We start from the raw sequence: 26,971 nt of genomic DNA, 5'->3' as shown, positions 1-26,971 counted from the left end.
GATGAGCGTCGCGACCGGTTCCCGCGCGCCCGTCGCGCCGATCTTCTCCTTTCCCTACCTGCTCAATCCGGGCCGAACCCTGGCCTGGCTGCGCGAGCACGACCCCCTGCACGAGTTGCCGGGCACCGACCTGCTCGTGCTGACGAGGTATGCCGATTGCGTCGCCGCCCTGAACCATCCCGACCTCTCGGCGGCCGGTGGGCAGCAGGAGCGTCGGGAGGTCTCGGGCTCGCCCACCTCCATGCTCAATAGCGATGGCGCGGAGCATGCCCGGTTGCGCCGCCCGGGTGCAGCGCTGCTTGGGCCGGCCGCGGTGCGGCGGGCCGAGCCGATCATCTCCGCCGGCATTGCCGACCTCCTGGACGGGCTGGGGCCGCAGGCCGATCTCACGCCACAGATTGCCCGCCCGATCGCCACCCTTGCGCTCGCAGCCGTCCTGGGGATCGCGGATCTGGAGCGGTTCGCGCAGTGCGCCGCCGATGTTGAGCCGGTGCTGGATCCGCGACCGACCCCGGCCGCCGCGGCCACTGGTCAAGAAGCGGTTGCGCGCCTGCACGACTTCGTCGGGCCCCTGGTGGACGCTGCGGCGCCGGGCACGCCGCTGCACACGCTCGCGCGCTCCGCCGAGATCACCCGGACCGATGCCTTGGGCATCATCTCGCTGGCCACGATCGGCGGCTGGGGACCGCTCGCCGAACTCACGACGGTCGCGATCCATCAGTTGTTGAACCAGCCGAATTGGGGCGCGGTCGCCGTCGATCCGACGTGGCGGACGGGCTTCGCCGAGGACGTGACGCGCTGGCATACCCCTATCCCGTTTGCGGCGCGCCGCGCGCTGCTCGATGTGGAGCTGCCGTCGGGCACCATCCCGGCGGGCCGGCAAGTCCTCATTCACCTGGGGTCAGCGGATGCGGATCCGCAGCACTTCGCCGACCCTGATCTGATTCGGTCTGACCGGGAGCGTCCTCGAGATCACGTGGCCTACGGTTCCGGGGCGCATTTTTGCCTCGGTGCCGCCCTGATCCGCGGCGTTCTGCCCATCGTTCTGGAGCGATTCGCCGTGCGTTTTCCCGCCGCCCGGCTGCGCGGTTCGGCCCTGGTATGGCAGCCGGTCGCGTTCCCCCGCCGGCCGTTCTCGGCCGTCGTGGAGTTGGCCCCATGAACCTCGATGTCGTCATCATCGGTGCCGGCGTTGCCGGCCTGAGCGCCGCCCGCGAGCTGGCCGACCGCGGCTCGCGGGTGCTGGTGCTCGAGGCCCGAGAGCGTATAGGCGGCCGGGTTCTGACCCATCGTGCGGCGGGCTGTGTGCCGGTTGAGATGGGCGCCCAGGTGCTGCATGGCGCCGACCATCCCGCCTTCGCATGGCTCGATCCGACCCGCGAAGCGCGGGAGGTTGAGGGAGCCTCGGTGCGCAGCGCGATCCAGGTACGGGAGACGGCATACCCCCTAGACGTGCGTGACGAGCGGCTGTGCAGTCCCCTCGTGCTCGGCCGGCGACTGCGCAACCTCGCCCGCATGCTCGGCCCGGCGTTCGCCGACGGCCTGCCGGGGGAGAGCGCGCTCTCGATGGCCAGGGCCGACCGGGCTAGCGCCCGCGCCTTCACGGAATTCATCGAGCAGGTCAGCGGCGTCGAGATCGAGCGGGTGCCGCTGGCGCGGATCGCCACGGACCCGGCGCTGCAACCCCCCGCAGGGGCGAAGTATGTCGTGACCGACGGCTTGGATCGGCTGCCGCACGTGCTGGCAGCGGGCCTCCCGGTCCAGACCGGCGCCCGGGTGCGCTCGATCGCGGTCGCCGGGGAGCACTGTCATACCCAGCTCGCTGATGGCACCCGGATCACCAGTCGCGCCGCCGTGCTGGCGGTGCCGGCGCCGGTGGTGGCCGCGGGCACCATTGACCTGCCGGACTTGCCGCGCGATCAGCGGGAGGCGGCCAGGCAGTTGCGGGCGGCGCCAGCCGTGGTCGTCGCGGTCCCGCTGCGCCATCCAGTGACGGAGGACGTCTTCGTTTTCGACACCGACTTGGGCTTCTTCACCGCCCATCGGGGGCAGCGGCATGTCGTTGTCGTGTCCAAGGGCCGCTCCGCGACAGCGACGGCGCGGTGGGCCACGAGCCGCACCGAGGTGGGCCGCGTCATCCGCCGCAATATCGGGGGTGAGCTGGATCCCGCGGCAGCGGTGCGCTGCAAGGACTGGAGCCGCGACCCGCTTGCGCTCGGCGCGCTCTCGCTGCCGGCTGCGGACGGCGCCCTGGCCGAGACCTGGCGGCAACCGGTCCGTGGCCGCATCGCGATCGCGGGCGAGGCCGCATTCGCCGACCACGGTCATCCCTATCTCGATCGCGCGATGCACAGCGGCCTGGTCGCGGCCGCACAGCTTCATTCCCTGATCGCTACGAAGGATGTCGCATGAGCACACACGCAGGCTGGTATCTCCTCGGCTTCACCACCGACTGGACCGCGCCCACAACGCCGGTGCGCCTGGGCGACGAACGGCTCATGGTGGTGAGGAGCGAATCGGCGGACGGGCCAAGCTTCCGCGTCGCCGACTCCACCTGTCCGCATCGCGGCGCCAACCTCGCCGTTGGCGGGGAGGTGCGGGGCAATAACGTCGTCTGTCCATTCCACGGGCGATTGATCCGCCTCGGGGATCACCCCGAGCGCCTCAGCGTGCGCACCTACGACACGGCGGTCTTCGGGCCGATGCTGTTCGTGCGATTGGCGGACGGCCCGGAGGGCGACACGGGGCTGCCCGAGCAGTTCCGGCGACTGACCGATGGCAAGCGAGTGCTCGCGGCGGTCGACATGCTCATCGATGTGCCGGCGGAGTATGTCGTGGAGAACGCCTTCGACACCGAACACTTCCCGACCGTGCACGGGGTGCCGAGTCTCGCGGGGATGCGCACCGAGCGTCGCCCGGATGGCACCTTGACGATCGGTGGCGACTTCCTCACCAAGGATGATCCATGGCACGACTTGCGGCTGGCGTCGGCCCTGAATAACTACCTCGGGGCGCACCGCCGGCCGGCGACCTATCGCTCCGCCTTCCGCGCGGTGGCTTACAGCCCAACTGTGGTGGCGACCTCGTTTGGCCAGGGAGTGGATGATCCGATCATCGTCACCGGGGCGCTCCCGACGCCCGGCGGGACGCATGTGCGGGTGGCCGTCATCGGTCTGCCGGAGCACCCGCTGGAGCGGATTGCCGAAGCCTCCGAACTGGCCATACATCAGGACCGGCAGGTCTGGGCGCACCTGGACCCCGGTGCTGCGTGGCAGCTGGACGATCAGGACACCAATGTCATCGCCTTCCGGGATTATGTTGCGGACTTCCCGCTCTATGAGCCGGTGCGGGTGCGGGCGGTGGCGCGATGAGGCGCACCGTGGCGTGGCTACACGGATACACCATGAGTTCGGCCATCTGGCCGCAGCTGTGGTCGCTCCTGCCCGAGGCGGACCATGTGGGGATCGACCTGCCTGGACACGGGGAGCGGGCGGGCGAGCGGATGCCCAAGACCTTGGATGAGTGGGCGCTCGTCGTCGCGGAGGACTTGCGCCGCAGCGGCGCCCGCGATCTCGTGGGCTTGTCCTTTGGCTCTTCCATCGCGGTCCAGGTCGCGGCGAATCATCCAGACCTCGTTGATCGGCTTGTGCTGGGGGCTCCCACCCTGTCCGGGGCGGCGGACGATCGGGCTGCCCGAGCGAAATACTTCCTGCTCATGATGCGGATGCGCGAGCTCGGACCTGGCCGGGACCTCGCGCGGGTCTGGATGAGCGACCCACCGCCGATTTTCCGGGGCCTGCGCCGAGACGAACAGCGGTATGCCGCGATGGAGCAGATTGTGGCGGCGCACCCGTTCACGGAGTTGCGGACCGGAGCGATGAGTGCGCTCTCGGCGACCGTTCAAGATGCCACGGTGCTCGCCAGGGTGCGCGCGACAACCTTGATCCTGGTTGGCACCGAGGACATGCCCCAATTCCGGGCGAACGCCGAGATCATCGCCGAGCAAGCCCCCGACGCGACAGTGGTCGTGCTGCCCGGTGCTGGTCACCTGCCCTTGCTGGAGCAGCCCGACCGCTGCGCTCACCTGCTGAGCGACTTCTGGGGCCAGCCCGTCCCGGCGCGCGTGCCGGTGAACGCGGTCCGAGCGTCCTAACCTCTGCCAACACGAGTTAGGTGACTGTGCACACGTTGCAACCTGTGCACAGTCACCTACGTTGTGCAAGCACAGGTTAGGTAACGGTGCACGGGTTGTGATTGTGCGCTGCGTACACGCGGGCGCGTGCGGACGTCATTAGCCGAAGCAGTTCAGGGACCGGCCACCACGTGCGGGCGCCAGACGATTCATGACCGCGATCAGTTCCTCGCGGGAGCCCAGACCGAGCTTGCGATAGACATTGCCCAGGTGCGTGTCCACGGTCCGCTTGCTCAAGAACAGTTCCTTAGCAGCGTCACGATTGCTTAGGCCCTGCACCACCAGGTCCACGACCCGAAGCTCCGCTGGCGAGAGGGTGTTGAGGGAAAGTTCGGCCTCAAGAGTCGTGCCGTCCGCGTCGAGGTCGCTGGTGCGTGCTCCCAGGATCTCGGCACGCCGACCAGCGGCGGCGGGTTCGACATCCTGCCAAGCTCGAAAGTCCGCGACGAGCTCGTCCTCGATATGCGTCATGAAGTCGTGTTGGCCGGAGGCGCGGAAGATCGCTACCAGATGCGCCGACCAGTTCAGCAGACTCGGGTTTTGGATGCCCCAACGCTTGAGCAACCGTCCGCACTCAAAAAGCTGACGCACGGCGGCGTCGGCCCGACCGGCGTCGAGATCGACGCGCGCCGAGACGTAGGTGCGGTACGCGCGCAGCGAGGCATGCATGCGCCCCGGCGCGAGCGGCGCAAGCGGCAGAGCCGGTCGGCCGGCCTCGACGGCGATGTGGGCGCGGGTGAGCTCGGCGAGGTGACATAGATTGCCGGCGTTGATCTTCGCGAAGTGATCGGCCGCGGTGCTCGCATGCGTGTCGGCGCGCTCGAACTCCCCGAGGCGCAAAAGGGCGTGGGCTGCCACGAGATGGCCCATGGCCGCATCGGCCAGCTCGTCATCGGCGGCCGTGAAGGTGGCGACGCAGGCCCACTGGTTCGCTGCGTCATAGTCCGCGAGGGCGAGGAATGCGAGCGCCAGCCGGCTGGCAATCGGGGCGGTCACCGAGAAGATCCCGGCCTGGGCCAGGCTGTCCGCAAGCTCGCGCAATTCGTCCTCGACGGGCATATCGCCGCGCAGGGCGCGCACGACCGCCGATGCGACGTGGTGGCTGTTATCGGTGCGTGGGCACATCGTGAGCCAGCGGGCCACGGTTGGAGCCTCCACGATTAACCAGTGCGAGGCATCCAGAGTCGGTAACTCTTCTGCTACGGCGGGGTCCTCGCACCACGGCGCGCGTTCGGCGAACTGATCCCAATCGATGACGGCCCAACAGCGCAGTTGCGCGGCGCGAGCCCAGGCGATCTCGGTCGGGTCGTCGGTGCGGCTCATCAAGGTGGCTGCGATGTCGGCGGCACCCTCGATGTCGTCCGCATCGAAGGCCTCCTGGTATGCCGCCTGCGCGAGAGCCAGCGTGCCCGTCATCGGATCACCGACGGTGGCCCGCAGCGCGAAGAGCCGCCCCTGATTGGCATCGACGCCGCTGAGCAGGTCGTGCGCGTGCCCGGCTGCGGTGCGCCGGACTGCCACGGGGGTATGCCGGCGCAGGGCCTCGGCCGCAATCGCGGCGGCCCTCGGATGGGTAGGGATGAGGCCGACTTCGCGCAGCAGACGGGCGATCCGGGCGGACTTGGCCGCTGGGATCGTGAGCACCTGGTCGACGCGGTGCGGATCGACATCCCCCACGGTCAGGCCGAGGACCCCCGCGAGCAGCAGGGCGTCATGGCCTTGGTCGCACGCCATCCGCACGGACGCTGCCTCTAAGGCGATCGTCTGTGCGGCGGTCACGGTGGCCTCATCCAGCAGGCTCGCCCCGCTGAGCGCTCGCCGCAGGTGACGCAGCAGGGTCGCATTGCCCGCGACAGCTGCCACGGAGACGTCGAGGAGCGCAGGGTCGGTCCAGCCGGGTAACCGGGCGAGGTCTGCGTGAACGACCTCGTCCCGCAGTGGGTGCAGGTCCATCCAGTGGGTTCCGGTCGGGACGTTGAGCAGCGCACCCACCGCATAACTATCGAGGGCGGGGTGGTAGCCCAACAGCACGCGGACCCCGCGCAGGCGAGCCGCCTGTGACCAGACGATCAGGCTGCTCGCCGAACTCGGTCCGAGCGCATGGAAGGCATCCATGACGACGGTGGAGCCTGGGGAGAGGTGCTCTTCGAGTTCCTCGAGAACCTCCGTCACGCTCAGGGAAGAGGTGCTGCTTTGTGTGCCCGAGCCATCGGCATACGTCCAGTGCGCGAGAGCGCGTTGCGAGCCATCGGACCGGGGCGGCAGGACATGCAGCCAGGCGGTGGGCGTTGTGGTGTTGGCGACGGCTCGGCGCAAGACGCCGGCGAGTCCGGCCCCCACCGGGCCATTGAGCACCGCGATCACCGCATCGCCCGGCGATGCGTCGGTGAGAATTGCCGTCAGTCGCTTGGCCATCGCGACCTCGGCGCGAACCTCGGCGCTCGGCCCGTCTTGCGTGGCCGACGCGTCCCGTCGTTGCCCCGCCGGCACCCCCGCCTCGTCGATGTCACCAGGGCTGTACGGGCGCGCCGAATCCCGTTGGTGCCCAGCACCGCCTGCCAGACCGGTCATTGTCTGTGTCACTGCGTCCCCCACGGGTCGTCGCCCGAGGAATCCCAGCTCCCGGGCGGCTCAACGAAGTCAACGTGCGTGGCGAAGCTAACAAATGCCTGCCGGGGAGCCAGTGCTACGAGTCCTAAGAATGGGTAAAGAAGCAGGTCCGCCCGTGTGACGGGGCTAAAAGTCGTGTCACGTATCGCTAGTTCGTCTCGGCATTCGGACGCTCCACATTTCAGCAGGCGGAACGCGCGCCGGAGGCCACGAGTCCTTCCGCGCCGCGCGGGACAATCGCCCATGCGTTTCGACTCGATCTATCACGGCGGCCCCGGACCGGTCGGCGCGGCCGTCGCGCAAGCGCGAACCGCAGGCTTCGACGGTCTCGGCATCGCCGAACTGCAACACGACCCCTTCGTCGTCTCGGCGCTCGCGTGCGCGGCCCCTTCGGAACTGCGGATCGCCACGAGCGTCGCGATCGCCTTTGCCCGCTCGCCCATGACGGTGGCCTATCAGGCCTGGGACCTGCAGGCACTGTCCGGCGGCCGGTTCGCGCTGGGCCTCGGCAGCCAGATCGAGCCGCATATCACCAAGCGTTTCGGTATGCCGTGGAGTCGCCCCGCGGCGCGGATGCGGGAGTATGTCGCGGCCGTCCGGGCGATCTGGGGGGCCTGGCAGGACGGGACACGACTGAATTTCCGCGGGGACTTCTATACCCACACGCTGATGACCCCGATGTTCAACCCCGGGCCGCTGCGGGTGGCGCGACCGCGCATCCAGATCGCCGCTGTCGGACCGCTGATGATCCGCGTGGCCGCGGAGGCGACGGATGGGCTGATCGTGCATCCGTTCACGACCTACGACTATCTCGTCGATGTCATCGAGCCGATCGTCGTGGCCCACACGCCCGAGCGCTCGGAGTTCGAGTTGGTCGGGCAGGTCATGGTGGCGGCGGGGCGGGACGAGCAGGAGCTGGCCGCCGCGGTCGGGGCGGTCAAGGCCCAGCTGGCGTTCTATGGCTCCACCCCGGCATACCGGCCCGTCTTTGAGCACCACGGGATCGGAGAACTGGGCGATGAGCTGAACCGGCTCTCCAAGCGAGGGGAGTGGGTCGCGATGGCGGGGCTGATCGACGACGCGACCTTCGATCTGTTTGCCGTGCGCGGGACGCCGGAGGAGGCCGGGGTGCAGCTGGTGCAGCGGTATGCCGGTCGCTTCGACCGCCTCGCGCCGACCCTGCTCGGCAGCGCCGACCCGCAGATCGCTGCGCGGCTGCTCGCGGCGGCGCGGAATGCCGACGCCTGATCGCGCGTTCCTTCTCGTGAACCCCATCCCCTGACTTTCGGAGTTTCCTCATGGCCACGCGCGACCTGACCGCCGCCGACATTCAGTCCACGGTCACCGACAATGACATCGTCCTCGTCGACTTCTGGGCGGCCTGGTGCGGCCCCTGCCGCAACTTCGCGCCGGTCTTCGAGAAGGCCTCGCAGGAGCACACCGATGTCGTCTTCGGCAAGGTCGACACCGAGGCCGAGCAGCTGCTCGCCGCCCAGCTCCAGATCACTTCGATTCCCACCTTGATGGCTTTCCGCGAGGGCATCCTCGTCTTCAACCAGGCGGGTGCCTTGCCGGCTGCTGCGTTGAACCAGGTCATCGAGTCGGTCAAGGGCCTGGACATGGAGGAGGTGCGCAGCCAGCTGGTGCCCGCCAGCGAAGGCTGAGCTCAGCACTCCCTCATCGGGTCATCGGTCCCCTCTTCGGTCCTTGATCCCCCCGCCGGACGGGGGAGTCACGGACCGGATGGGGGACTCACGCCTTTCTGGGGCCAACCGTGGCGGCTGCTTCGGCGTCATCGTGGTGAGCGACAGCGCAAGAGGCGGAGATGTCCGGCATACGGCTCGGTCTGGACCGGCAGGCATGGGTGACGCGCGCGCGGGTGGCGGGTGGTCCGGCATACCGCCGGGCAAAGCGGGAATGGCAGTGTCGGCGCTGCGGCGCCGACTGGGTCTGCTATCTCGAGGCCAATGGGCAAGTCATGCGCTGGAATTGGCAGACCGGCGCGACCACCACCGTCAGCACCAGCTGATTGTCGTCTCACGCAGGCGCCCGCGGGCCCGTCGCCACCTTCTAGGGAGGTAGGGGACCGCAGCACTTGTCGCTCGTGGGCCGTTGACACCAGCGTTGCGGCAGGAGTTCCCGATTTCAAGGTTGCGCCCCTGCTCGCGTACGATGGACTGTCGGTCACGTGTGCGCCTGCACCCGCATGTGTCACAGGGGGCCGATTTCGTATGACCGGTCCCCGCACCTGGGGGGTCGGTCGCCAACCAGGATTGACGGAGGATATGGCCAAGAAGGACGGTGTCATCGAGGTCGAGGGCACGATCGTCGAAGCGCTCCCGAATGCGATGTTTCGCGTGGAGCTCAGCAACGGTCACAAGGTTCTCGCCCACATCTCGGGCAAGATGCGTCAGCACTACATCCGGATCCTCCCCGAGGACCGGGTCGTGGTGGAGCTCAGCCCGTATGACCTGACCCGCGGGCGCATCGTTTTCCGTTACCGGTAGTGCACCAACCCGGTGCCGACAACGGCCCCGGGCAACCAGCCGATCAGAAAAGACGAAGGCAATGAAGGTTCAGCCGAGCGTCAAGAAGATCTGCGACAAGTGCAAGGTCATCCGCCGCCACGGGCGCGTCATGGTGATCTGCGACAACCAGCGCCACAAGCAGCGCCAGGGCTGACGCACGCACGAGCCGCAGTCATCTGCGACGACAACTGAAGAGCACAACCGCAGCACCCGACCCCCGCATACGGCGGGACGTCACCCCCGGCCCGGAGGCCGGGGACGGGCTGGCACGGCATACGAGTCCGTGAGCGACCACCCGACTGGCGCTGCTTCCATACCTCCGGGAGAACAGAAAAGGAATGCCATCCATGGCACGTCTTGTTGGAGTTGACCTCCCGCGCGACAAGCGCGTCGAGGTCGCCCTGACCTACATCTTTGGTGTGGGTCGGACGACGTCCAAGCAGGCGCTGGCCGCGACGGGTGTTGACCCGTCCGTGCGCGTCAAGGACCTCGTCGATGACCAGTTGGTCGCGCTGCGTGACTACCTCGAAGCGAACGTCAAGATCGAAGGTGACCTCCGCCGTGAGGTGGCCGCCGACATCCGTCGCAAGGTCGAGATCGGGTCCTACGAGGGCCTGCGTCACCGCAAGGGTCTGCCGGTTCGCGGTCAGCGGACCAAGACCAACGCTCGCACCCGCAAGGGCCCCAAGCGCACCGTCGCCGGTAAGAAGAAGGCTGGTAAGTAATGCCCCCCAAGGCTCGTGCGACCAAGGTCCGTCGCAAGGTCAAGAAGAATGTCGCCGTGGGTCAGGCCCACATCAAGAGCACGTTCAACAACACCATCATCTCCATCACCGACCCGACCGGTGCGGTGATCTCGTGGGCGTCCGCCGGCCAGGTCGGCTTCAAGGGCTCCCGCAAGTCCACCCCGTATGCCGCCCAGATGGCCGCCGAAGCCTGCGCCCGTCGCGCCATGGAGCACGGCATGCGCAAGGTCGACGTCTTCGTCAAGGGTCCGGGCTCGGGTCGTGAGACCGCCATCCGCTCCCTGACCGCTGCCGGCCTGGAGGTCGGTGCCATCTCCGATGTCACCCCCAGCCCGCACAACGGTGTCCGCCCGCCCAAGCGCCGCCGCGTCTGAGCCTGCACTGAAACGGAGAAATAGCTAAGTCATGGCTCGTTACACCGGCCCCATCACCAAGAAGTCCCGTCGCTACAAGCTCGACCTCGTCGGCGGCGACAAGAACTTCGACCTGCGCCCCTTCCCGCCTGGCCAGCACGGCCGCCGCCGCATCCAGGAGAAGGAGTACCTCACTCAGCTCCAGGAGAAGCAGCGCGCCCGCTTCACCTATGGCGTCATGGAAAAGCAGTTCCGTCGCTACTACGAGGAAGCAGCCACCCGCCCCGGCAAGACCGGTAGCAACCTGCTGACCATCCTCGAGTCCCGCCTCGACAATGTCATCTACCGCGCCGGCCTGGCCCGCACGCGCCGCCACGCCCGCCAGCTGGTCACGCACGGCCATTTCGAGGTCAACGGCGTCCGCGTCGATGTCCCGTCGTACCGCGTCGAGCAGTTCGACATCATCACGATCCGCAAGCAGTCCATCGAAACCTTCCCGTTCCAGTTGGCCCGGGAAACCTTCGGTGAGCGCACCGCCCCGGCCTGGATGCAGGTCGTCCCCGGCAGCCTGCAGATCCTGATCCACCAGCTGCCCATCCGCGAGCAGATCGACACCCAGCTCACTGAGCAGCTGATCGTCGAGCTCTACTCCAAGAACTAATCGGAAGGCGCTGTCTCGCTTCGCGAGTCGGTGCTTTTCGTTCCGAGAAACCAGGCCTCGCTTCGCTCGGCGGTTTTTCGGACCGCGGTCGGGTATGCCGCCCCTGGGGGCGACATACCCGTCCGCTGTGGTCTGTGGGTCACCACAGGCCGGTAGTGCTCCGCTCAGACAGACGGGCGGGGCGCGCGCGTGAGAGTCGCGCACACGAAGGGCATCAAATAGTGGGTGCCTCTCGAGGAAGAAGAAAATAGTGCTGATCGCACAGCGTCCGCTCCTCTCCGAGGAGGTCGTCGCCGAGAACCGCAGCCGGTTCGTCATCGAGCCGCTGGAGCCCGGTTTCGGCTACACCCTCGGCAACTCCCTGCGCCGCACGCTCCTGTCGAGCATCCCCGGCGCCGCCGTCACCAGCATCCGCGTCGACTCCGTCCTGCACGAGTTCTCGACCGTTGCTGGAGTCAAGGAGGATGTCACCGAGATCATCCTCAACATCAAGGGCCTGGTCGTCTCCTCCGAAGAGGACGAGCCCGTGGTCATGTACCTGCGCAAGCAGGGCGCCGGCCCCGTCACCGCCGCGGACATCGCGCCGCCGGCCGGTGTGGAGATCCACAACCCCGACCTGCACATCGCGACCCTCAACGACAAGGGCAAGCTCGAGATGGAGCTGACCGTCGAGCGCGGCCGCGGCTACGTCTCCGCCCAGCAGAACAAGTCCGGAGACCAGGAGATCGGCCGCATCCCCGTCGACTCCATCTACTCCCCGGTGCTGGCCGTGACCTACAAGGTCGAGGCCACCCGTGTCGAGCAGCGCACCGACTTCGACAAGCTGATCGTCGACGTCGAGACCAAGAACTCGATGGCTCCCCGCGACGCCATGGCTTCCGCCGGCAAGACCCTCGTCGAGCTCTTCGGCCTGGCCCGTGAGCTCAATGTCGAGGCCGAGGGCATCGAGATGGGCCCGTCCCCGACGGACGCCGCGCTCGCCGCCGACCTCGCCCTGCCGATCGAGGACCTCGACCTGACCGTCCGGTCATACAACTGCCTCAAGCGCGAAGGCATCCACACGGTCGGCGAACTCGTCGGCCGCAGCGAGGCCGACCTGCTCGACATCCGCAACTTCGGCACCAAGTCCATCGACGAGGTCAAGGCCAAGCTGCACAGCATGGGCCTGGGCCTGAAGGACAGCCCGCCCGGATTCGACCCGTCCGCCCTCGGCGACCGCTACGACTCCTTCGACGAGGACGACGACCTGTCCTTCGCCGAGGACGAGCAGCTCTGACATACCTCGACTAGGAGATTGACATGCCAGCCCCCAAGAAGGGTCCCCGCCTCGGTGGCGGTCCCGCGCACGAGCGCCTGATCCTCGCCAACCTGGTCACCGCGCTGATGGAGCACGACTCCATCACGACGACCGAGGCCAAGGCCAAGCGCCTGCGCCCCCTCGCCGAGCGGATGGTGACCTTCGCCAAGCGCGGTGACCTGCACGCGCGTCGTCGCGTCATGACCGTCATCCGTGACAAGGGCGTTGTTCACCGCCTCTTCGTCGAGATCGCGCCCGACATGGCCGAGCGCCCCGGCGGCTACACCCGCATCACCAAGATCGCGGCCCGCAAGGGTGACAACGCCCCCATGGCCGTGATCGAGCTCGTCCGCGAGCCGCTGTCGGCCAAGCCGAAGCGCGCCGTCGTCGCCGAGGCCGAGGGCGCCACCAAGCGCTCGGCCAAGGAAAAGAAGGCCAAGGACGAGGCCGCCGCCACCCCGGTTGCGGACGTCCAGGACGCCCCGGTTGCCGAGATCGAGGACGCCGCCGGCGCCGCCGCGGATGACGCGGCCGTCGCCGCTGAGGTCCAGGACGCTCCGGTCGTCGACGAGGTTGCTGCGGTCGAGACCGACGTCGCCGCTGACGGTGCTGCGGTTGAGGCCGCTGAGGCCGAGGCTGCTCCCGTTGCCGACCTGACCGACGCCGAGCCGGTTGCCGCCACCGCGGCTGCTGGCCTGGTGGGCGACGCTGGTTCGGCTGACGCCGCTGCCGACGACGCTGCCGCCGCGGTCGAACTGCCGGCGGGCGCGGTTGCCGCGAACGCCGACGGCTCTGCCCCCGAAGGCTACGCCGTCAAGGGCAACGCGGACTCCGGGCTGTACCACGTCCCCGGTTCGCAGTGGTATGACGCCACTGAGGCCGAGTTCTGGTTCGACAGCGCCGACGCCGCCGAGAAGGCCGGCTTCAAGCCCGCCGGTGGCGCTGCCAAGCAGCAGGTCGACGAGGCCTGACCTCCCCGGCATACTGCCTGCCTAAAGGCCCCGCTCCCGCCCGGAGCGGGGCCTTCGGCGTTCGTGGCCAGATTCCCGCCCATTGCCAGAACCTGGACATACGCAACGGATCATTACCGGTGCGAATGTCTAGTTTCTCTCCCAAAGTCAACGCGTCGCGAACTGCCGGGCCAGCGGCAGTATGCCGAGGATCAGCACCATCGGGACGGCGAAGCCGAGGCGCAGATTGCCCGAGCCGACGAGCCCGGTCATCACGGCGCCGATGAGCGCGCCGGCATAGTTGAACTGGTTGAACCGGGCGACCACCGCGTCGAGCCGGGCGCGGTCGGCTCCGGGACCGCCCGCGAGACGTGCGGCGGCTGTGAAGCTCAGCGGCGCGATGACCCCGACGCCCAGTCCGAGTAGCGCGAACGCGGCCACGGCAACCGGTGCCGAGGGGGAGGCGACGAGCAGCGCCAATGCCGCCGCGGCGATCAGCGCGCCCAGGGAGATCGTCCGTGGGCCGCCGAGGCGAGCCAGCGTCGCAGCGGCCCCGATCCGCGCCGCGAGCGTGGCGACGAGGTAGGGCAGGGTCGCCCAGGCCACAGAGCCGACCGCCAACCCATGGACCGTATGCAGGAAGACCGGCCCCCACGTCGCGGCGGCGGTGTCGACCATGTAGAACAGCACGAGCGCCGCGCCCACGAGGCTGATCTGACGCCAAGGCACGGTGTTGGTCTCGCCGGCATCGGCTGGGGTGTCGTGGCGTTGGAAGCTGGCGGTCAGCAGCAGCACCGGGACGATGGCCAGCGGCGCAACGGCCCACGCCAGGGGCGCGCCCCCAGTGAGCAGCGCCAGCACGGTGGCGAGGATTCCGCCGGTCGTCCAGCCGGCGTGGAGCCGGGGGAGCAGGGTTCGGCCCGCGCGGTGCTCCAGGGCGATGCCCTGCATATTGCTGGCCGCGTCGACCATTCCCACGGCCAGGCCGTATGCCGTGACCCCGCCCCCGAGTGCGGCGAGGCTCGGTGCCAGACCGATGCCCGCGACGCCAATCGCCAAGCCGGACAGCCCGATCCGCAGGGCCGTGGCACTGCCGTGTCGGGCCGCGATCTGTTCGGCCAGGACCGATCCAGCGCCCGACAGCAGCACCATCGCCAGCAGGATCAGGGTGAGTCCGAGTTCGCCGAGTTCGAAGCGGTGCTGCAGGGCGGGGACATTGGTCGTCATACCGATGAAGAGGAGGCCCTGGACGGCGAAGGCGCCGGCGACGGGTAGCCATTGCGCGGGCGGCAGACTGTGGACCTGCGACGTTGGCGCGCTCGTGCTCACGTGGGTCACTGTAGACCTTTGTGACTGCCGAGTAACTTGCTGCCGCGAGGGCGCAGCACGTGTTAGAGCGGCAGATACATCACGTGCAGCCCGACATCGCCGTGGCGTCGCGAGCGGAAGGCACGGGGGACGGTGCCGATGATCGTGAAACCGAGGTCTTGCCAGAGGCGGACGGCTGCCGTGTTCGTCTCGACAACGGCATTGAACTGGATGGCGCGGAAGCCGTGCTGCCGGTGCCAGGCGATCATGTCTTCGGCCAGCGCGCGCCCGACGCCGAGCCCGCGCGCGGCGGGGCCGACCATGAAAGACGCCGTTCCGACGTGATTACCACGGCCGGGCCGGTTGGGCCCCATCTTCGCGGTCCCGAGGACACTGGTGTCGTCGTCGACGGCCACAACGACCCGGCTCGGCGGCCCCTCCAACCACCACCCGCGCGCCTGCTCGCTGGTGGCGGTGTCGGGATACGCATAGGTCTCCCCGTCGTCGACGATCCCCTTCCAGATCGGCCAGATCGCCGCCCAGTCCGCCGCCTCGGCCTCCCGTATCCGCATGGTGCAGAACCTAATCCGTCGGCCGGCCCGGGGCCAAGGGAGTTCTGCTAGCAGGAGTTAGTCAACTGTGGACACCTTGCAAGCTGTCCGCAGTTGACTACCTTGTGCTGAGTTGGCCGGGGGATGATGGGCGGGTGCGGATCCGCCTCGACCTTGCCTACGACGGCACCGATTTCGCGGGGTGGGCCGCCCAGCCGGGGCTGCGGACGGTCGAGGGGGAGCTGTCGGCGGCGCTGACTACCCTGCTCCGCGCTCCAGACCCCGTGCGCCTGGTCGTCGCCGGCAGAACCGACGCCGGCGTCCACGCGCGCGGCCAGGTCGTGCACGCCGACATCGCCGACGATGCGTATGCCGCCCTCCCGGGCCGCTCGTCCCGCACACCCGAGCTGGCGGCGGTCACCCGGCTGCGCGGCATACTCCCGCCTGATGTCGTAGTGCACCGAGTCACCAAAGCACCCCCAGGTTTCGACGCGCGCTTCTCGGCGACGCACCGGCGCTATCGCTACCGGATCGGGGACCACATCGCCGCCGTCGATCCGCTCCGCCGACGCGACACCGTCACGCTGGGCGACCCGCTCGACGTCGATGCCATGCACGAGGCGGCGCAAAAACTACTGGGGCTCAGGGACTTTGCCGCCTTTTGCAAGAAACGCGAGGGAGCCACGACGATCCGCACCTTGCTCGACTACTCCTGGGGCCGCACCCCCGAGGGCATCGCCGAGGCCACCGTCATCGCCGACGCCTTCTGCCACTCCATGGTCCGCGCGCTCGTCGGCTCCGTGGTCCCCGTCGGGCTCGGCCGGGCGGAGGTGAGCTTCCCTGCGGAGGTGCTGCGCGCCGGCATACGCGATCCCCGGGTCAAGGTGATGCCCGCGCACGGACTGTCGTTGGAGGAGGTCGGCTATCCGCCCGACGACGAACTCGCCAGCCGTGCCGAGGCGTCCCGAGCGGTCCGGCACCTGCCCGACTAACCTCCGCGAGCGAGCGCTCGGCGCCCACCGCCGCCGTTGTGCCGAACCTCTCCCCGCAAGTGGTCAGCCGCTTCCTCACCCCGTCGATAGGCTGGAAACCGATCGGCGAGGCTGCCGGACGCGTGCCGTCTCCACCTCGCCCGCCGCGGTTGTCCGGTTGCCCGAAGGAGCGCGTATGTCCGAGTCGATGATCCTCGCCGGGGGCTTCCCCGCGCAGACCCACGAGGACTGGCAGCGCCTGGTCGCCGGTGTCGTCAACAAGAGCCGCGCCGAGGACGCGAAGCTCGCGCCCGCCGACGCCGAGGCGTCCCTGCGCACCACGCTCGCCGGGGACCTGGTCATCGACCCGCTCTATTCGCGCCCGGCCGACGCCCGCCCGCTGGGTGTCCCCGGTGAGATGCCCTTCACGCGCGGCCGGGCGCTGCGCGATCCCAACCAGCCGTGGGACGTCCGCCAACTTCACGATGATCCCGACGCCGCCCTCACTCGCGCGGCGGTCCTCGACGATCTCGAGCACGGCGCCACCTCCGTATGGCTGCACGTCGGTGCCGATGGCATCGCCCCCGATGCGGTGGCCGAGGCGCTCGCCGAGGTTCGCCTCGACCTCGCCCCCGTCGTCGTCTCGTCGTGGGATGCCCAGCCCGCGGCAGCCGACGCCCTGCTCGCGGTCCTGCGCAGCGCCGCCGGGGCCAGCGGCAACCTCGGCCACGACCCGATCGGCGCGGCGGCGCGCACCGGGGCGACGCCGGACCTCAGCGGACTCGTCGGGGCAATCGGCGGGCTCGACGGCCTTCCCGAGGTGCGCGCCATCACCGTCGATGCGCGGGTCTACCGGGACGCTGGCGCGAGCGCCGTCGACGAGATCGCGTACGCCGTCGCCACCGGCATCGCTTACCTGCGCGCGCTCGCCGAGGCCGGTATCGAAGCGCCAAAGGCGTTCCCGCACATTGAGTTCCGCATCTCTGCGACCGCCGACCAGTTCCTGACGATCGCCGCACTCCGCGCCCTCCGCGCGCTATGGGCGCGCGTCGGCGAGGTATGCGGAGTGCCCGAGTCCGAGCGCGGCGCCCGCGTGCACGCGGTCACTGCGACCCGGATGTTCACCCGCGAAGACCCGTGGGTCAATGTCTTGCGCAGCACCATCGCGACATTTGCCGCCTGTGCGGGCGGCGCCGACTCGATCACGGTCCTGCCCTACGACACCATCGCCGGGCTGCCGGAGAAGTTCTCGCGGCGCTTGGCTCGCAACACTCAGATCGTGCTCGCGGACGAGGCCAATGTCGGGCGCGTGACTGACCCGGCCGGCGGCTCCTATTACGTCGAAGACCTCACCCGAGACGTCGCGACGAAGGCGTGGGCCGTCGTGCAGGAGGTTGAGTCTGCCGGGGGTATGGCTGTTGCGCTAGCGAACGCCGTTGTTGCGCAACGCATTCAGGAAACCATCGCTGAGGACGGAGGGCGCATCGCCACGCGTCGCCAGCCGATTACCGGGGTGTCGATGTTCCCCTTGGCGGGGGAGCAACGCCTGGCCCGCCGGCACCGCGCCGACGTGCCCACGAACGATGGTGCGCTGCTCCCGCGGCGGGATGCCGCGGCATACGAAGGGCTCCGGGATCGCTCGCTCGCCTTCGCCGCCCAGAGTGGCGTCGCCCCCAGTGTCGCGTTGGTGGCGCTCGGCGGGCGCCGCGACTTCGGCGCCCGCGAGACGTTTGTGACCAATCTGCTCGCGGCCGGGGGGATTGAGGCGAGCCTGTTCGAGGGCGAGTTGGCGGCCGCCGATGCCGCGGCAACGAACCCGAGCGTCGCCGTGATCGCGAGCTCTCCCAAGGGGTATGCCGCGCACGCCGCCGACGCGGTGGCGACCCTACGCGAGGCCGGCGTCCCGACGCTCTTCGTCGCCGGTCGTGCCAAGGAACTCGGGGGCACGACCGTGGACGGCGAGATCTACGACGGCATGGATGTCGTCGCCTTCCTCTCCGGCCTGCTCGACAGACTCGGCGCCCCAGCGGAAGGAGCCCTCTGATGACGACAATCCCCGACTTCTCGAAGATTGAGCTCGGTGACCTCGCGGCGACGGAATCCGCTGTCCCACAAGGCGAGTCATGGAAGACCCCCGAAGGCATCGAGGTCCCGCCGCTCTATACCGAGGCCGACCTCGCGGGCCTCGATTTCCTCGACACCATCCCGGGCGCGCCACCCTACCTGCGCGGCCCGTACCCGACGATGTACGTCAACCAGCCCTGGACGATCCGGCAGTATGCCGGCTTCTCCACCGCCGAGGAGTCCAACGCCTTCTATCGCCGCAACCTCGCGGCCGGGCAGAAGGGCTTGTCGGTCGCATTCGACTTGGCCACACACCGCGGCTATGACTCCGACCACCCCCGCGTCGCCGGCGATGTCGGCATGGCCGGCGTAGCCATTGACTCGATCTACGACATGCGCACGCTCTTCAGCGGCATCCCGCTGGATCAGATGTCGGTGTCGATGACGATGAATGGCGCGGTCATCCCGATCCTCGCGCTGTATGTCGTTGCGGCAGAAGAGCAAGGCGTCGCACCCGAGCAGCTCACCGGGACCATCCAGAACGACATTCTCAAGGAGTTCATGGTCCGCAACACCTACATCTATCCGCCCGAGCCGTCGATGCGGATCATCAGCGACATCTTCGCTTTCACCTCCGAAAAGATGCCGCGCTTCAACTCGATCTCCATCTCCGGCTATCACATGCAGGAGGCCGGAGCGACTCAGGACCTGGAGCTGGCCTACACACTCGCCGATGGCGTCGAGTACATCCGCGCGGGCAAGGCGGTCGGGCTGGATGTCGACAAGTTCGCGCCGCGGCTGTCCTTCTTCTGGGCGATCGGCATGAACTTCTTCATGGAGGTCGCCAAGATGCGCGCGGCCCGCCTGCTCTGGGCGCGGCTCGTGCAGGAGCAAGGCGCCGCGAACCCGAAGTCGCTCTCGCTGCGCACGCACTCTCAGACCTCCGGCTGGTCGCTCACCGCGCAGGATGTCTTCAATAACGTCGTGCGCACCTGTATCGAAGCCATGGCGAGCACCCAGGGGCACACGCAGTCACTGCATACCAACGCCCTCGACGAAGCCATCGCTCTCCCAACGGATTTCAGCGCGCGCATCGCGCGCAACACCCAGCTCGTCATTCAGCAGGAGTCGGGCACCACGCGCACGATCGACCCGTGGGCGGGTTCGGCGTATGTCGAGAAGCTCACCCACGATCTCGCCCGGCGCGCGTGGGAGCACATCGAGGAGGTCGAGGCGGCCGGCGGGATGGCCAAGGCCATCGAGGCCGGCATCCCGAAGATGCGCATTGAGGAAGCCGCCGCGCGCACCCAAGCGCGCATCGACTCCGGCCATCAGCCGGTCATCGGCGTGAACACCTATGTCGTGGAGGATGACGAAGCGATCGATGTGCTCAAGGTCGACAACGCCGCCGTCCGCGCGCAGCAGTTGGCGAAACTGGAGCGCCTGCGCGGCGAGCGGGACGAAGCAGCAACACAGGAGGCGCTTGCGAAACTCACTGCCGCAGCCCGCAATTCCGATGGCACGCTGGCGACGAACCTGCTGGCGCTCGCGATCGATGCCGCCCGTGCCAAGGCCACCGTCGGCGAGATGTCGTCAGCGATGGAAGAGGTCTTCGGTCGCTACACCGCGCAGATCCGTACGATCGGGGGCGTGTATTCCGCAGAGGCCGGCGATGACCAGGGCGTCAAGGAAGCCCAGCGGCTCGTCGAAGACTTCGAGGAAGCCGAGGGTCGTCGCCCGCGCATCCTCGTGGCCAAGATGGGCCAGGACGGCCACGACCGCGGTCAGAAGGTCATCGCGACCGCCTTCGCCGATCTCGGCTTCGATGTCGATGTGGGTCCGCTCTTCCAGACGCCCGAGGAGGTCGCCCGGCAGGCGGTCGAGGCCGATGTGCACATCGTCGGGGTGTCCTCGCTGGCGGCTGGCCACCTGACGCTCGTCCCGACCCTGCGCCAGGAGCTGGACAAGCTCGGGCGCGAGGACTTGATGATCGTCGTCGGTGGCGTCATCCCGAGCCAAGACTTCGCCGAGTTGCGCGCTGCCGGGGCTGATGCGATCTATCCGCCCGGCACCGTTATCGCGCGCGCCGCGCAAGACCTGATCGCCGACCTACGCCGCCGTCTGGAAGCCTGAGTTCGACTGTGCGGCAGGTCGATCCGGCCGACCTGGCCGCAGGGGTGCTGGCGCAGCGGCGCGCCGATATCGCGCGCGCGATCACGCTTGTCGAGTCTTCGCGCGCCGATCACCGCGCGAAGGCGAGCGAGCTGATCACGTCGCTTACTCCGCATACGGGCGGCTCGGTGCGGGTGGGGATCACCGGCGTGCCCGGTGCGGGGAAGTCGACCTTCATCAATGCGATGGGAACGCGTCTGATCGAGCGCGGGCACCGGGTCGGCGTCGTCGCCGTCGACCCCTCCTCGCGACGCACCGGTGGGTCGATCCTCGGCGACCGGACCCGGATGGCCGACCTGACCGCGAGCGAGGCGGCCTTCGTGCGGCCCTCACCGAGCGGCCGACACCTCGGCGGCGTCGCCCGCGCGACGCGCGAGTCGATGCTGATCCTGGAGGCCGCGGGCTTTGACGTCATCATCGTCGAGACCGTCGGAGTGGGGCAGAACGAGATCGCGGTCTCGGAGATGGTCGACACTTTCCTGCTGCTGACCCTCGCCGGCGCCGGCGATCAGTTGCAGGGGATCAAGCGCGGCATCCTCGAACTCGCCGATGTCATCGCGGTCAACAAAGCCGACGGTGATGGCGAGGGGAGGGCGCGCGTCGCCGCCCGCGACTTGGCCGCCGCGATGCGACTGATGTTGCCCGGCAAGGATGTTCGCCGCCCGCCCGTCCTCACGTGCTCTGCCCAAACGCACTCTGGCTTGGACGAGGTATGGCAGGCCGTCCTCGATCACCGCGCCCACCTGGAGGCCGAAGGCTCCCTCGCGGCGCGCCGGGCCCAGCAGCAGCAAGACTGGATGTGGGCGATGGTGGACGCCCACCTGGAAGACGCGGTGCGGCATACGTCCTCGGTCCGGGCGCGGCGAGACGAGATGGAGGCGGCGGTCCGCGCGGGCGAAGTCTCCGCCGTCGAGGCGGCCGATCAAATCCTCGCGATGTATGCCAGGGACCTGCGAGGTGACCCCAATTAGGCCACGACGGCGCTAGGGTCCACCGGTCGCAGGCCTGGGATGTCAACGAAGCGGCGGTCGGTCGTCACGAGAGTGTCGAATCCGGCGATCAGCGCCGTGGCCGCGATGAACGCATCACGCCCTCGCGCCTGCGTCACTTGAAGCAGACTGAGCGCCCGCTCAATAACTACGTCGTCCATCGCATAGACCACGCAGAGGTCGTAGACGTCCATCCCGTCCTGGATCGCGCGCTCGCGCCGTGTGACGCGCATGCGATGCAAGGTCACTTCCTGGATGCACTCTGCCGCTGTGTGCAGCCGCAACTCACCTCGCACCGCGCGCTCGATGAGGGCCCGGCACGCCGGTGTTGAAGCAACCGGTTGGCCGATGGCCGTAAGGAAGACTGGCGTGTCGACGAAGACATGGTGGACCGTCACTGATGCGCCGTGTGCTCGATGTCCTGGGCCCTCACGTGGAGCATGTCGTCCCACGTCTCCGACGGCTCGTTGGGATCAGGTTGGGATGCCAGCAAACGCCGTCCCGCTTCGGCGCGGCGAGCTTGAAGCCGCTCCTCGTCGAAGTGCACATCGATGGCAGAACGGACGATGTCGGCCACGGACCGACCGGTGCGCTCGGCCTCGGCCGTGAGCTTCTCGTAGCGAGCCTGGTCGATCATCACGTGCAACCTCTTCTCCAGTGGGCTCAGCATTCCCATAGTTTGCACTTGCGCAAGTGCATGCCCAAGAGCTGTCACGGGCCGGCGCGGAGGATGAGTTGCAAGGCGAGGCGGACCTCGGGGTCGGCGAGGTCGACATCGAGCAACGAAGCGATGCGGTCCATCCGGTAGCGCACGGTGTTGACGTGCACGCCGAGGGCCTCTGCGGCGCGGCGAGGGGAGCCGGGATGGTCCAGCCAGGCTGAGAGCGTATGCCGATCGCTCACCTCCGTTGTCGCGTCGCCTTCGAGCGCGGCCAGTGGTCCCAGGATCGGCTCGGCGACCAGCCCGCGCACCGCGCGCGAGACGACAAGAGGAGCCCAATGGTCCTCTGCCGCAGCAATTGTCGTACCGTGAACGCTCGGCAACAGCGCGGTCTCCACGGCCTCGGAACGCGAGCGCGTGAGGTTGCCAGCGACCTCGGCACGCGTGCCCGCGACGATCGCGACTGGCAATCCCTGGGCGTGCAATTCCGCTACCGCTGACTGCAACCAGACCCACGTGCCGGCCCGGGTCGGCCGTGGGCGCGAAGCAGCAGTGCTGGGTGATCGGCGCGCGCGAGATGGGCGTTCGGAGTCGGTCACGATTGCGAAGACTCGGTCGGCGATATCGACAACCGCCGGCTGAGCCCACCCGCGACGCCGCAGCGTAGCCGTCCAGACATCGACCGATGCCGCGCCGACGACCGCGGGTGCAGCCGACGACTCGTCGGGCTCGCCGACGCCGAATTCCGTTGCCGCAGTGGGTGACCCAAGCAGGGCGACCACGCGCCAGGGACCAGCGGCAAGCCACGCACCGGCCTCAGCGCCCGGGTCCACGAGGGCCTGTCGGAGGCGATCGAGCCACACGCGCCGGGTCAGATCACTCTGCACGCGCAGGTCGAGCAGGTGCAAGGCGACAGCCGAGGCCATCGTCACGAGGTCCGCGACCACGCGCGCCTCGGGCGGCGCGGACACCGCGCACCAGATCGAGCCCAGCCACTCACCGCCTGCCCGCACCGGCAGGACGAACCGGGCTCCGAGGTCGGGAGTGGCGCCAGCGGGGAGGAAGAAGGGCTCGGCGGAGGTCGTCATACGCCGGAAGACGCCACGAGCGCGTAGCTCGCGCACGACAGCGGGCGGCACTCGCCGACCAACGATCGTCGAGACCCGGGCCGCGTCCGTGCCCACCGACCGCGACGAATAGGCGAGCACGCGGTGGTGGGCATCCTCGATGGTGACCGAGGCGTCGATCAGCCCGGCCGCGGCGTCGGCCAGGGCATAAAGGTCATCGCCGGTCGTCCGTGGATCGCCCGTGGCGGCACGGTCCAGCAGGTCGCGCAGTTGGTGGATCAGGTGCGCCCAACTTGCGTTGGGAGACAACGCAATCAGCGAGACGCCACGGGAGCGCGCAGCATCGGCGAGCGGGGCGGCATACGCCAGCGGGGCCCGGACGACGACGGCTGGCACGCCGCGATCGGCGAGTCGTTCGAGGGCCGTGAGGGCGCGCTTGGGCGAGTCGAGGCCGATTCCGAGGATGAGGTCACCCGGTCCGCCGATATGTTCACGAGCCGATTCCTGGACGACGACCTCGTCCACGCTGCTGCTGGCCCCACCGACGACCACCTCTACCTGGCCTCGCAGGGCAGCGACGAGATCGTTGACCGGGATCATCGCGAAATCTTAGTCCCTGGACACATTCAGGAAGGCCGGTCTTGTGCGCAGAGCACAAGACGTGGGCCGGCAATGTGCGGGACGATGGAATCCCAGCCTTAATGCCCCGGAGGTCTCCATGCCCACAACGCCCGTTCGTCCGCAGAAGGTCGCCATCATCGGTGCCGGCATGGTTGGCCTCTCGACCGCCTGGTTCCTGCAGGAGCAGGGCATCGATGTGACGGTTTTTGACCGACAGGACGTGGCATCCGGGTCCTCGTGGGGCAATGCCGGCTGGCTGACGCCGGGCATCGCGACGCCCCTGCCCGAACCCGCTGTGCTCAAGTACGGCCTGCGCGCCGTCCTCAGCCCGAGCTCGCCGGTCTATGTCCCGCCGAGCGCCGACAAATTCTTCCTTCGCTTCGTCGCCGGCTTCACCAAGCGCTCGACGATGCCGGCGTGGAAGAAGGCGATGTCCTCCCTGGTCCCGATCAACGATCGGGCGCTCGGCGCCTTCGACCTTCTCAAGGCCGGCGGCGTCGACGCCGACACTTACGAGGCGAAGTCGTTCATCGCGGCATACCGCACCGAGGAGGAGCGGGTCACGCTCCTCGACGAGCTCAAGCACATCAAGGCGGCGGGCCAGGACATCACTTTCGACGTGCTCACCGGAGACGAGGCGCGCGCGATCGAACCGGCCCTGTCCGGTGAGATCGGCGCGGCGCTGCTGCTGCACGGCCAGCGCTATATCAACCCCGGTGTGTATGTCCGTGCGCTCGCCGACTCGGTCGTCGCTCGCGGCGCGCGGCTCGAGATCGCGACGCCGGTGCGGTGGATCGACGACGGTCCCGGGGGCATGTCGGTCACCACCGAGCGTGGTGAGACCGAGCAGTACGACGCTGTCGTCATCGCCACCGGCGCCTGGCTGACGTCCATGGCCCGACAGTTCGGGGTCAAGAAGGTCGTGCAGGCCGGCCGTGGCTACAGCTTCAGCGTCACCATCGACCACGTGCCGAATGGCCCGGTCTACTTCCCCGCTGCTCGCGTCGCGTGCACGCCGATCGGCGACCGCCTGCGCGTCGCCGGGATGATGGAGTTCCGCAAGCCCGAGGCGCCGCTCGACCGCCGCCGCGTCAAGGCCATCGTCGACTCCGCCCGCCCGCTGCTCGCCGGCGCCGACCTCGACAACCGCAAGGACGAGTGGGTCGGTTCGCGCCCGTGCACCCCGGACGGTCTGCCGCTGATCGGTGTCACGAACAACCCGCGCGTCTTCGTCGCCGGCGGCCACGGTATGTGGGGCATCACCCTCGGCCCGGTGACCGGCGAGTTGCTCGCGCAGCAGATCGCGACCGGCATGGTGCCGCAGGAGCTCCTGCCCTTCTCACCCACCCGCTGACACACAAACCCCGTTGGTGGGGAAGTTTGTTGTCGCCCTGGCCGCAGAAAACTTCCCCACCGCGGCGTTGCAGCAGTCTGGCGGCCGGCCTAACGCGGTTGAGCCGGGCTTGCCGGGTGGGGGATGATTCCCGGTTGTGGGACATGTCGACATCTCGCGAGTGGAGTACGGCCTGCCGGACGGGCGGCCACTGCTGCGCGATGTCAACCTCCGCATCGGCGAGGGCAGCAAGACAGCGCTGATCGGGCCGAACGGGACCGGCAAAACCACGCTGATCCGCATCATCGCGGGCGACCTCAAGGCTGACGACGGCGCGGTCGTGCGTTCGGGCGGACTCGGCATCATGCGCCAGTTCATCGGCCAACTACGCGATGAGTCGACAGTTCGCGACCTGCTGCTCATGGCCGCGGCCGACCCCATCCGCAAGGCCGCCGCCGAGATCGATCGCACCGAGTTGCTCATGATGGAGCGCGACGAGGAGGCCGACCAGATGGCCTATGCGCAGGCGCTGGTCGACTGGGGCGATGTCGGGGGCTACGACATCGAGACGCTGTGGGATGAGTGCACGATGGCCGCCTTGGGTATGCCGTTCGATCAGGCCCAGTGGCGCAAGGTCACCACCCTCTCGGGCGGCGAGCAGAAGCGCCTCGTCCTCGAAGCCCTGCTCCGCGGACCCGAAGACGTGCTCATCCTCGACGAGCCCGACAACTACCTCGACGTCCCCGGCAAGCGTTGGCTCGAAGACAGCTTGCGCGCCTCGCCCAAGACGGTCCTCTTCGTCAGCCACGACCGCGAACTCCTGTCGCGCGCGGCCACCCGCATCGCCACCCTCGAACCCAACTCCGCCGGAGCTACGATCTGGGTTCATCCCGGCTCCTTCACGACCTATGACCAGGCGCGCCAGGAGCGCAACGACCGCCTCGAAGAATTGCTGCGCCGCTGGGACGAGGAGCACCAGAAGCTCAAAGACCTCGTGCAGATGTACAAGGTCAAAGCGGCCTACAACGACGGCCTCGCCTCCCGCTACCAGGCCGCCAAGACGCGCCTCGCGAAGTTCGAGGAGGCTGGCCCGCCGGAGCGAATCCCGTTGCGGCAGAACGTGCGTATGCGGCTCACCGGCGGCCGCACGGCCAAGCGGGCCGTCGTCTGCGAGGGGCTCGAACTTCAAGTCACCGGCGCGGGCGGGGCAGCGCAACAACTGATGAAGCCCTTCGACGCCGAGCTGTGGTTCGGCGAGCGGATCGCGGTCCTCGGCTCCAATGGCTCGGGCAAGTCGCACTTCCTGCGGCTGCTCGCTGCCGGCGGGAGTGACCCCGATCTTGAGCATCGACCGGTCGGGGAGTTCGCGCCGACTCCGTTGGTGCACAACGGGATTGCCCGGCTGGGCTCGCGCGTGCGGCCGGGCTGGTTCGCCCAGACGCACGACCATACGACCCTGCACGGGCGCAGCTTGCTGGAGATCCTGCACCGGGGGGACGAGCACCGCGCCGGCAAGCCGCGGGAGGAGGCGGCCAAGGCGCTGGACCGCTACGGCCTGGCGATGGCGGGGGAGCGGACCTTCGAGATGCTGTCCGGTGGGCAGCAGGCCCGCTTCCAGATTCTGTTGTTGGAACTCTCGGGCGCGACCCTGCTGCTTCTCGATGAGCCGACCGACAACCTCGACCTGCACTCAGCCGAAGCGCTGGAGGATGCGCTCGATGCCTTCGAGGGCACCGTCGTCGCCGTCACCCACGACCGCTGGTTCGCCCGCGGCTTCGACCGCTTCTTCGTCTTCGGCTCCGACGGCCGGGTCTATGAGTCGCCCGAGCCCGTGTGGGACGAGACCCGGGTGGTCCGGCAGCGCTGATCGACCCAGCGCCGGCGGGATACCCTGCCG

At 68.6% G+C, this 26,971-nt stretch carries 26 protein-coding genes; 20 read left to right on the top strand and 6 right to left on the bottom strand.

Translation table 11 applies throughout. The features are described 5' to 3' along the window. The first annotated feature begins 1 nt into the window (after position 1). Genes ABD225_RS16775 through ABD225_RS16760 form a run of 4 tightly spaced genes read left to right on the top strand, consistent with a single transcriptional unit; the run spans position 2 to position 4,153 of the window. Positions 2-1,162, top strand: coding sequence for a cytochrome P450 (locus ABD225_RS16775; protein WP_344088213.1), 1,161 nt, complete (start codon positions 2-4; stop codon positions 1,160-1,162). Beyond that, positions 1,159-2,412, top strand: coding sequence for a flavin monoamine oxidase family protein (locus ABD225_RS16770; protein ID WP_344088210.1), 1,254 nt, complete (start codon positions 1,159-1,161; stop codon positions 2,410-2,412). Before ABD225_RS16775 ends, ABD225_RS16770 begins: the two co-directional genes overlap by 4 nt. Continuing rightward, positions 2,409-3,371, top strand: coding sequence for a Rieske 2Fe-2S domain-containing protein (locus ABD225_RS16765; protein WP_344088207.1), 963 nt, complete (start codon positions 2,409-2,411; stop codon positions 3,369-3,371). The genes ABD225_RS16770 and ABD225_RS16765 overlap by 4 nt, the downstream gene beginning before the upstream one ends. Then, a complete protein-coding gene (locus ABD225_RS16760) occupies positions 3,368-4,153 on the top strand; it encodes an alpha/beta fold hydrolase (RefSeq protein WP_344088204.1) in 786 nt (261 codons plus the stop codon). Before ABD225_RS16765 ends, ABD225_RS16760 begins: the two co-directional genes overlap by 4 nt. A gap of 138 nt (positions 4,154-4,291) precedes the next feature. Here ABD225_RS16760 and ABD225_RS16755 read toward each other — a convergent pair whose 3' ends face one another. Next, positions 4,292-6,763, bottom strand: a complete 2,472-nt coding sequence (locus ABD225_RS16755; protein ID WP_344088201.1) for a helix-turn-helix transcriptional regulator — start codon at positions 6,761-6,763, stop codon at positions 4,292-4,294. Between the two features lie 282 nt (positions 6,764-7,045). On the opposite strand from ABD225_RS16755, the gene ABD225_RS16750 reads away from it, so the two are divergent. The 10 genes from ABD225_RS16750 (at position 7,046) to rplQ (ending at position 13,358) form a co-directional block, all read left to right on the top strand. After that, positions 7,046-8,050 (top strand): TIGR03617 family F420-dependent LLM class oxidoreductase, encoded by a 1,005-nt coding sequence (locus ABD225_RS16750; protein ID WP_344088198.1) that lies wholly within the window; start codon positions 7,046-7,048, stop codon positions 8,048-8,050. Positions 8,051-8,100: 50 nt separating this feature from the next. Beyond that, on the top strand, positions 8,101-8,466 hold the full coding sequence (trxA, locus tag ABD225_RS16745; RefSeq protein ID WP_344088195.1) for a thioredoxin: 366 nt from the start codon (positions 8,101-8,103) through the stop codon (positions 8,464-8,466). Between the two features lie 161 nt (positions 8,467-8,627). Beyond that, complete coding sequence (locus ABD225_RS16740) at positions 8,628-8,831, top strand: hypothetical protein (RefSeq protein ID WP_344088192.1); 204 nt, start codon at positions 8,628-8,630, stop codon at positions 8,829-8,831. Between the two features lie 256 nt (positions 8,832-9,087). Further along, positions 9,088-9,309 carry a translation initiation factor IF-1 gene (gene infA, locus ABD225_RS16735; RefSeq protein WP_048696677.1) on the top strand — a complete coding sequence of 74 codons (222 nt, stop codon included), beginning with the start codon at positions 9,088-9,090 and terminating at the stop codon, positions 9,307-9,309. A 61-nt stretch (positions 9,310-9,370) separates the two neighbouring features. Beyond that, positions 9,371-9,484: a 50S ribosomal protein L36 gene (rpmJ, locus tag ABD225_RS16730; RefSeq protein ID WP_048696678.1), complete on the top strand. Its 114-nt coding sequence runs from the start codon at positions 9,371-9,373 to the stop codon at positions 9,482-9,484. A 193-nt stretch (positions 9,485-9,677) separates the two neighbouring features. Beyond that, positions 9,678-10,055, top strand: a complete 378-nt coding sequence (gene rpsM, locus ABD225_RS16725) for a 30S ribosomal protein S13 (protein WP_048547107.1) — start codon at positions 9,678-9,680, stop codon at positions 10,053-10,055. Continuing rightward, positions 10,055-10,450 (top strand): 30S ribosomal protein S11, encoded by a 396-nt coding sequence (gene rpsK, locus ABD225_RS16720; RefSeq protein ID WP_048547110.1) that lies wholly within the window; start codon positions 10,055-10,057, stop codon positions 10,448-10,450. The genes rpsM and rpsK overlap by 1 nt, the downstream gene beginning before the upstream one ends. A gap of 31 nt (positions 10,451-10,481) precedes the next feature. After that, on the top strand, positions 10,482-11,090 hold the full coding sequence (gene rpsD, locus ABD225_RS16715) for a 30S ribosomal protein S4 (protein WP_344088181.1): 609 nt from the start codon (positions 10,482-10,484) through the stop codon (positions 11,088-11,090). 250 nt (positions 11,091-11,340) lie between these two features. Next, the gene (locus tag ABD225_RS16710; protein WP_344088178.1) at positions 11,341-12,366 is read left to right on the top strand and encodes a DNA-directed RNA polymerase subunit alpha; all 1,026 of its coding nucleotides are present in this window, start codon (positions 11,341-11,343) and stop codon (positions 12,364-12,366) included. Positions 12,367-12,389: 23 nt separating this feature from the next. Further along, positions 12,390-13,358 (top strand): 50S ribosomal protein L17, encoded by a 969-nt coding sequence (gene rplQ, locus ABD225_RS18790; RefSeq protein ID WP_425564477.1) that lies wholly within the window; start codon positions 12,390-12,392, stop codon positions 13,356-13,358. A gap of 147 nt (positions 13,359-13,505) precedes the next feature. Here rplQ and ABD225_RS16700 read toward each other — a convergent pair whose 3' ends face one another. After that, a complete protein-coding gene (locus tag ABD225_RS16700; RefSeq protein ID WP_344088175.1) occupies positions 13,506-14,666 on the bottom strand; it encodes an MFS transporter in 1,161 nt (386 codons plus the stop codon). Between the two features lie 62 nt (positions 14,667-14,728). Beyond that, positions 14,729-15,217 (bottom strand): GNAT family N-acetyltransferase, encoded by a 489-nt coding sequence (locus ABD225_RS16695; protein ID WP_344088173.1) that lies wholly within the window; start codon positions 15,215-15,217, stop codon positions 14,729-14,731. A 134-nt stretch (positions 15,218-15,351) separates the two neighbouring features. Here ABD225_RS16695 and truA point away from each other — a divergent pair, with 134 nt between their 5' ends. The 4 genes from truA (at position 15,352) to meaB (ending at position 21,374) form a co-directional block, all read left to right on the top strand. Beyond that, complete coding sequence (truA, locus tag ABD225_RS16690) at positions 15,352-16,188, top strand: tRNA pseudouridine(38-40) synthase TruA (RefSeq protein ID WP_344088169.1); 837 nt, start codon at positions 15,352-15,354, stop codon at positions 16,186-16,188. A gap of 175 nt (positions 16,189-16,363) precedes the next feature. Then, the gene (locus ABD225_RS16685; protein WP_344088166.1) at positions 16,364-18,211 is read left to right on the top strand and encodes a methylmalonyl-CoA mutase family protein; all 1,848 of its coding nucleotides are present in this window, start codon (positions 16,364-16,366) and stop codon (positions 18,209-18,211) included. Continuing rightward, positions 18,211-20,364 carry a methylmalonyl-CoA mutase gene (gene scpA, locus ABD225_RS16680; protein WP_344088163.1) on the top strand — a complete coding sequence of 718 codons (2,154 nt, stop codon included), beginning with the start codon at positions 18,211-18,213 and terminating at the stop codon, positions 20,362-20,364. Before ABD225_RS16685 ends, scpA begins: the two co-directional genes overlap by 1 nt. An 8-nt stretch (positions 20,365-20,372) precedes the next feature. After that, positions 20,373-21,374, top strand: a complete 1,002-nt coding sequence (meaB, locus tag ABD225_RS16675) for a methylmalonyl Co-A mutase-associated GTPase MeaB (RefSeq protein ID WP_344088160.1) — start codon at positions 20,373-20,375, stop codon at positions 21,372-21,374. Here meaB and ABD225_RS16670 read toward each other — a convergent pair. From ABD225_RS16670 to ABD225_RS16660, 3 genes are all read right to left on the bottom strand, one after another. Next, entirely contained in the window at positions 21,371-21,790 is a 420-nt protein-coding gene (locus ABD225_RS16670) for a type II toxin-antitoxin system VapC family toxin (RefSeq protein WP_344088157.1), read from the bottom strand. The two genes, meaB and ABD225_RS16670, sit on opposite strands and share 4 nt — an antisense overlap. Next, a complete protein-coding gene (locus ABD225_RS16665; protein ID WP_344088154.1) occupies positions 21,787-22,032 on the bottom strand; it encodes a hypothetical protein in 246 nt (81 codons plus the stop codon). Before ABD225_RS16665 ends, ABD225_RS16670 begins: the two co-directional genes overlap by 4 nt. A gap of 71 nt (positions 22,033-22,103) precedes the next feature. Beyond that, positions 22,104-23,720: a PucR family transcriptional regulator gene (locus ABD225_RS16660; RefSeq protein WP_344088151.1), complete on the bottom strand. Its 1,617-nt coding sequence runs from the start codon at positions 23,718-23,720 to the stop codon at positions 22,104-22,106. Positions 23,721-23,838: 118 nt separating this feature from the next. Between ABD225_RS16660 and ABD225_RS16655 the strand changes: the two genes are divergently transcribed. Beyond that, positions 23,839-25,095, top strand: a complete 1,257-nt coding sequence (locus tag ABD225_RS16655) for an NAD(P)/FAD-dependent oxidoreductase (protein WP_344088147.1) — start codon at positions 23,839-23,841, stop codon at positions 25,093-25,095. A gap of 136 nt (positions 25,096-25,231) precedes the next feature. Next, entirely contained in the window at positions 25,232-26,941 is a 1,710-nt protein-coding gene (locus ABD225_RS16650; RefSeq protein WP_344088144.1) for an ABC-F family ATP-binding cassette domain-containing protein, read from the top strand. Positions 26,942-26,971: the final 30 nt, after the last annotated feature.

It is taken from the genome of Nostocoides veronense (assembly GCF_039531185.1).
In the GTDB taxonomy this organism is placed as follows: domain Bacteria; phylum Actinomycetota; class Actinomycetes; order Actinomycetales; family Dermatophilaceae; genus Nostocoides_A; species Nostocoides_A veronense.
The sequence above is the reverse complement of the archived record's forward strand: the minus strand, read 5'-3'. Positions and strand labels throughout refer to the sequence as shown.

Bases quoted from the DNA above. Each gene is read 5' to 3' on its own strand.
- ABD225_RS16770 (WP_344088210.1), top strand. From the start codon at position 1,159: ATGAACCTCGATGTCGTCATCATCGGTGCCGGCGTTGCCGGCCTGAGC.
- rpsD (WP_344088181.1), top strand. From the start codon at position 10,482: ATGGCTCGTTACACCGGCCCCATCACCAAGAAGTCCCGTCGCTACAAG.
- ABD225_RS16755 (WP_344088201.1), bottom strand. From the start codon at position 6,763: ATGACCGGTCTGGCAGGCGGTGCTGGGCACCAACGGGATTCGGCGCGC.
- ABD225_RS16775 (WP_344088213.1), top strand. From the start codon at position 2: ATGAGCGTCGCGACCGGTTCCCGCGCGCCCGTCGCGCCGATCTTCTCC.
- rpsM (WP_048547107.1), top strand. From the start codon at position 9,678: ATGGCACGTCTTGTTGGAGTTGACCTCCCGCGCGACAAGCGCGTCGAG.
- ABD225_RS16760 (WP_344088204.1), top strand. From the start codon at position 3,368: ATGAGGCGCACCGTGGCGTGGCTACACGGATACACCATGAGTTCGGCC.
- ABD225_RS16750 (WP_344088198.1), top strand. From the start codon at position 7,046: ATGCGTTTCGACTCGATCTATCACGGCGGCCCCGGACCGGTCGGCGCG.
- rpsK (WP_048547110.1), top strand. From the start codon at position 10,055: ATGCCCCCCAAGGCTCGTGCGACCAAGGTCCGTCGCAAGGTCAAGAAG.
- ABD225_RS16765 (WP_344088207.1), top strand. From the start codon at position 2,409: ATGAGCACACACGCAGGCTGGTATCTCCTCGGCTTCACCACCGACTGG.
- ABD225_RS16740 (WP_344088192.1), top strand. From the start codon at position 8,628: ATGTCCGGCATACGGCTCGGTCTGGACCGGCAGGCATGGGTGACGCGC.
- ABD225_RS16660 (WP_344088151.1), bottom strand. From the start codon at position 23,720: ATGATCCCGGTCAACGATCTCGTCGCTGCCCTGCGAGGCCAGGTAGAG.
- scpA (WP_344088163.1), top strand. From the start codon at position 18,211: ATGACGACAATCCCCGACTTCTCGAAGATTGAGCTCGGTGACCTCGCG.
- ABD225_RS16695 (WP_344088173.1), bottom strand. From the start codon at position 15,217: ATGCGGATACGGGAGGCCGAGGCGGCGGACTGGGCGGCGATCTGGCCG.
- rplQ (WP_425564477.1), top strand. From the start codon at position 12,390: ATGCCAGCCCCCAAGAAGGGTCCCCGCCTCGGTGGCGGTCCCGCGCAC.
- infA (WP_048696677.1), top strand. From the start codon at position 9,088: ATGGCCAAGAAGGACGGTGTCATCGAGGTCGAGGGCACGATCGTCGAA.
- trxA (WP_344088195.1), top strand. From the start codon at position 8,101: ATGGCCACGCGCGACCTGACCGCCGCCGACATTCAGTCCACGGTCACC.
- ABD225_RS16685 (WP_344088166.1), top strand. From the start codon at position 16,364: ATGTCCGAGTCGATGATCCTCGCCGGGGGCTTCCCCGCGCAGACCCAC.
- ABD225_RS16655 (WP_344088147.1), top strand. From the start codon at position 23,839: ATGCCCACAACGCCCGTTCGTCCGCAGAAGGTCGCCATCATCGGTGCC.
- rpmJ (WP_048696678.1), top strand. From the start codon at position 9,371: ATGAAGGTTCAGCCGAGCGTCAAGAAGATCTGCGACAAGTGCAAGGTC.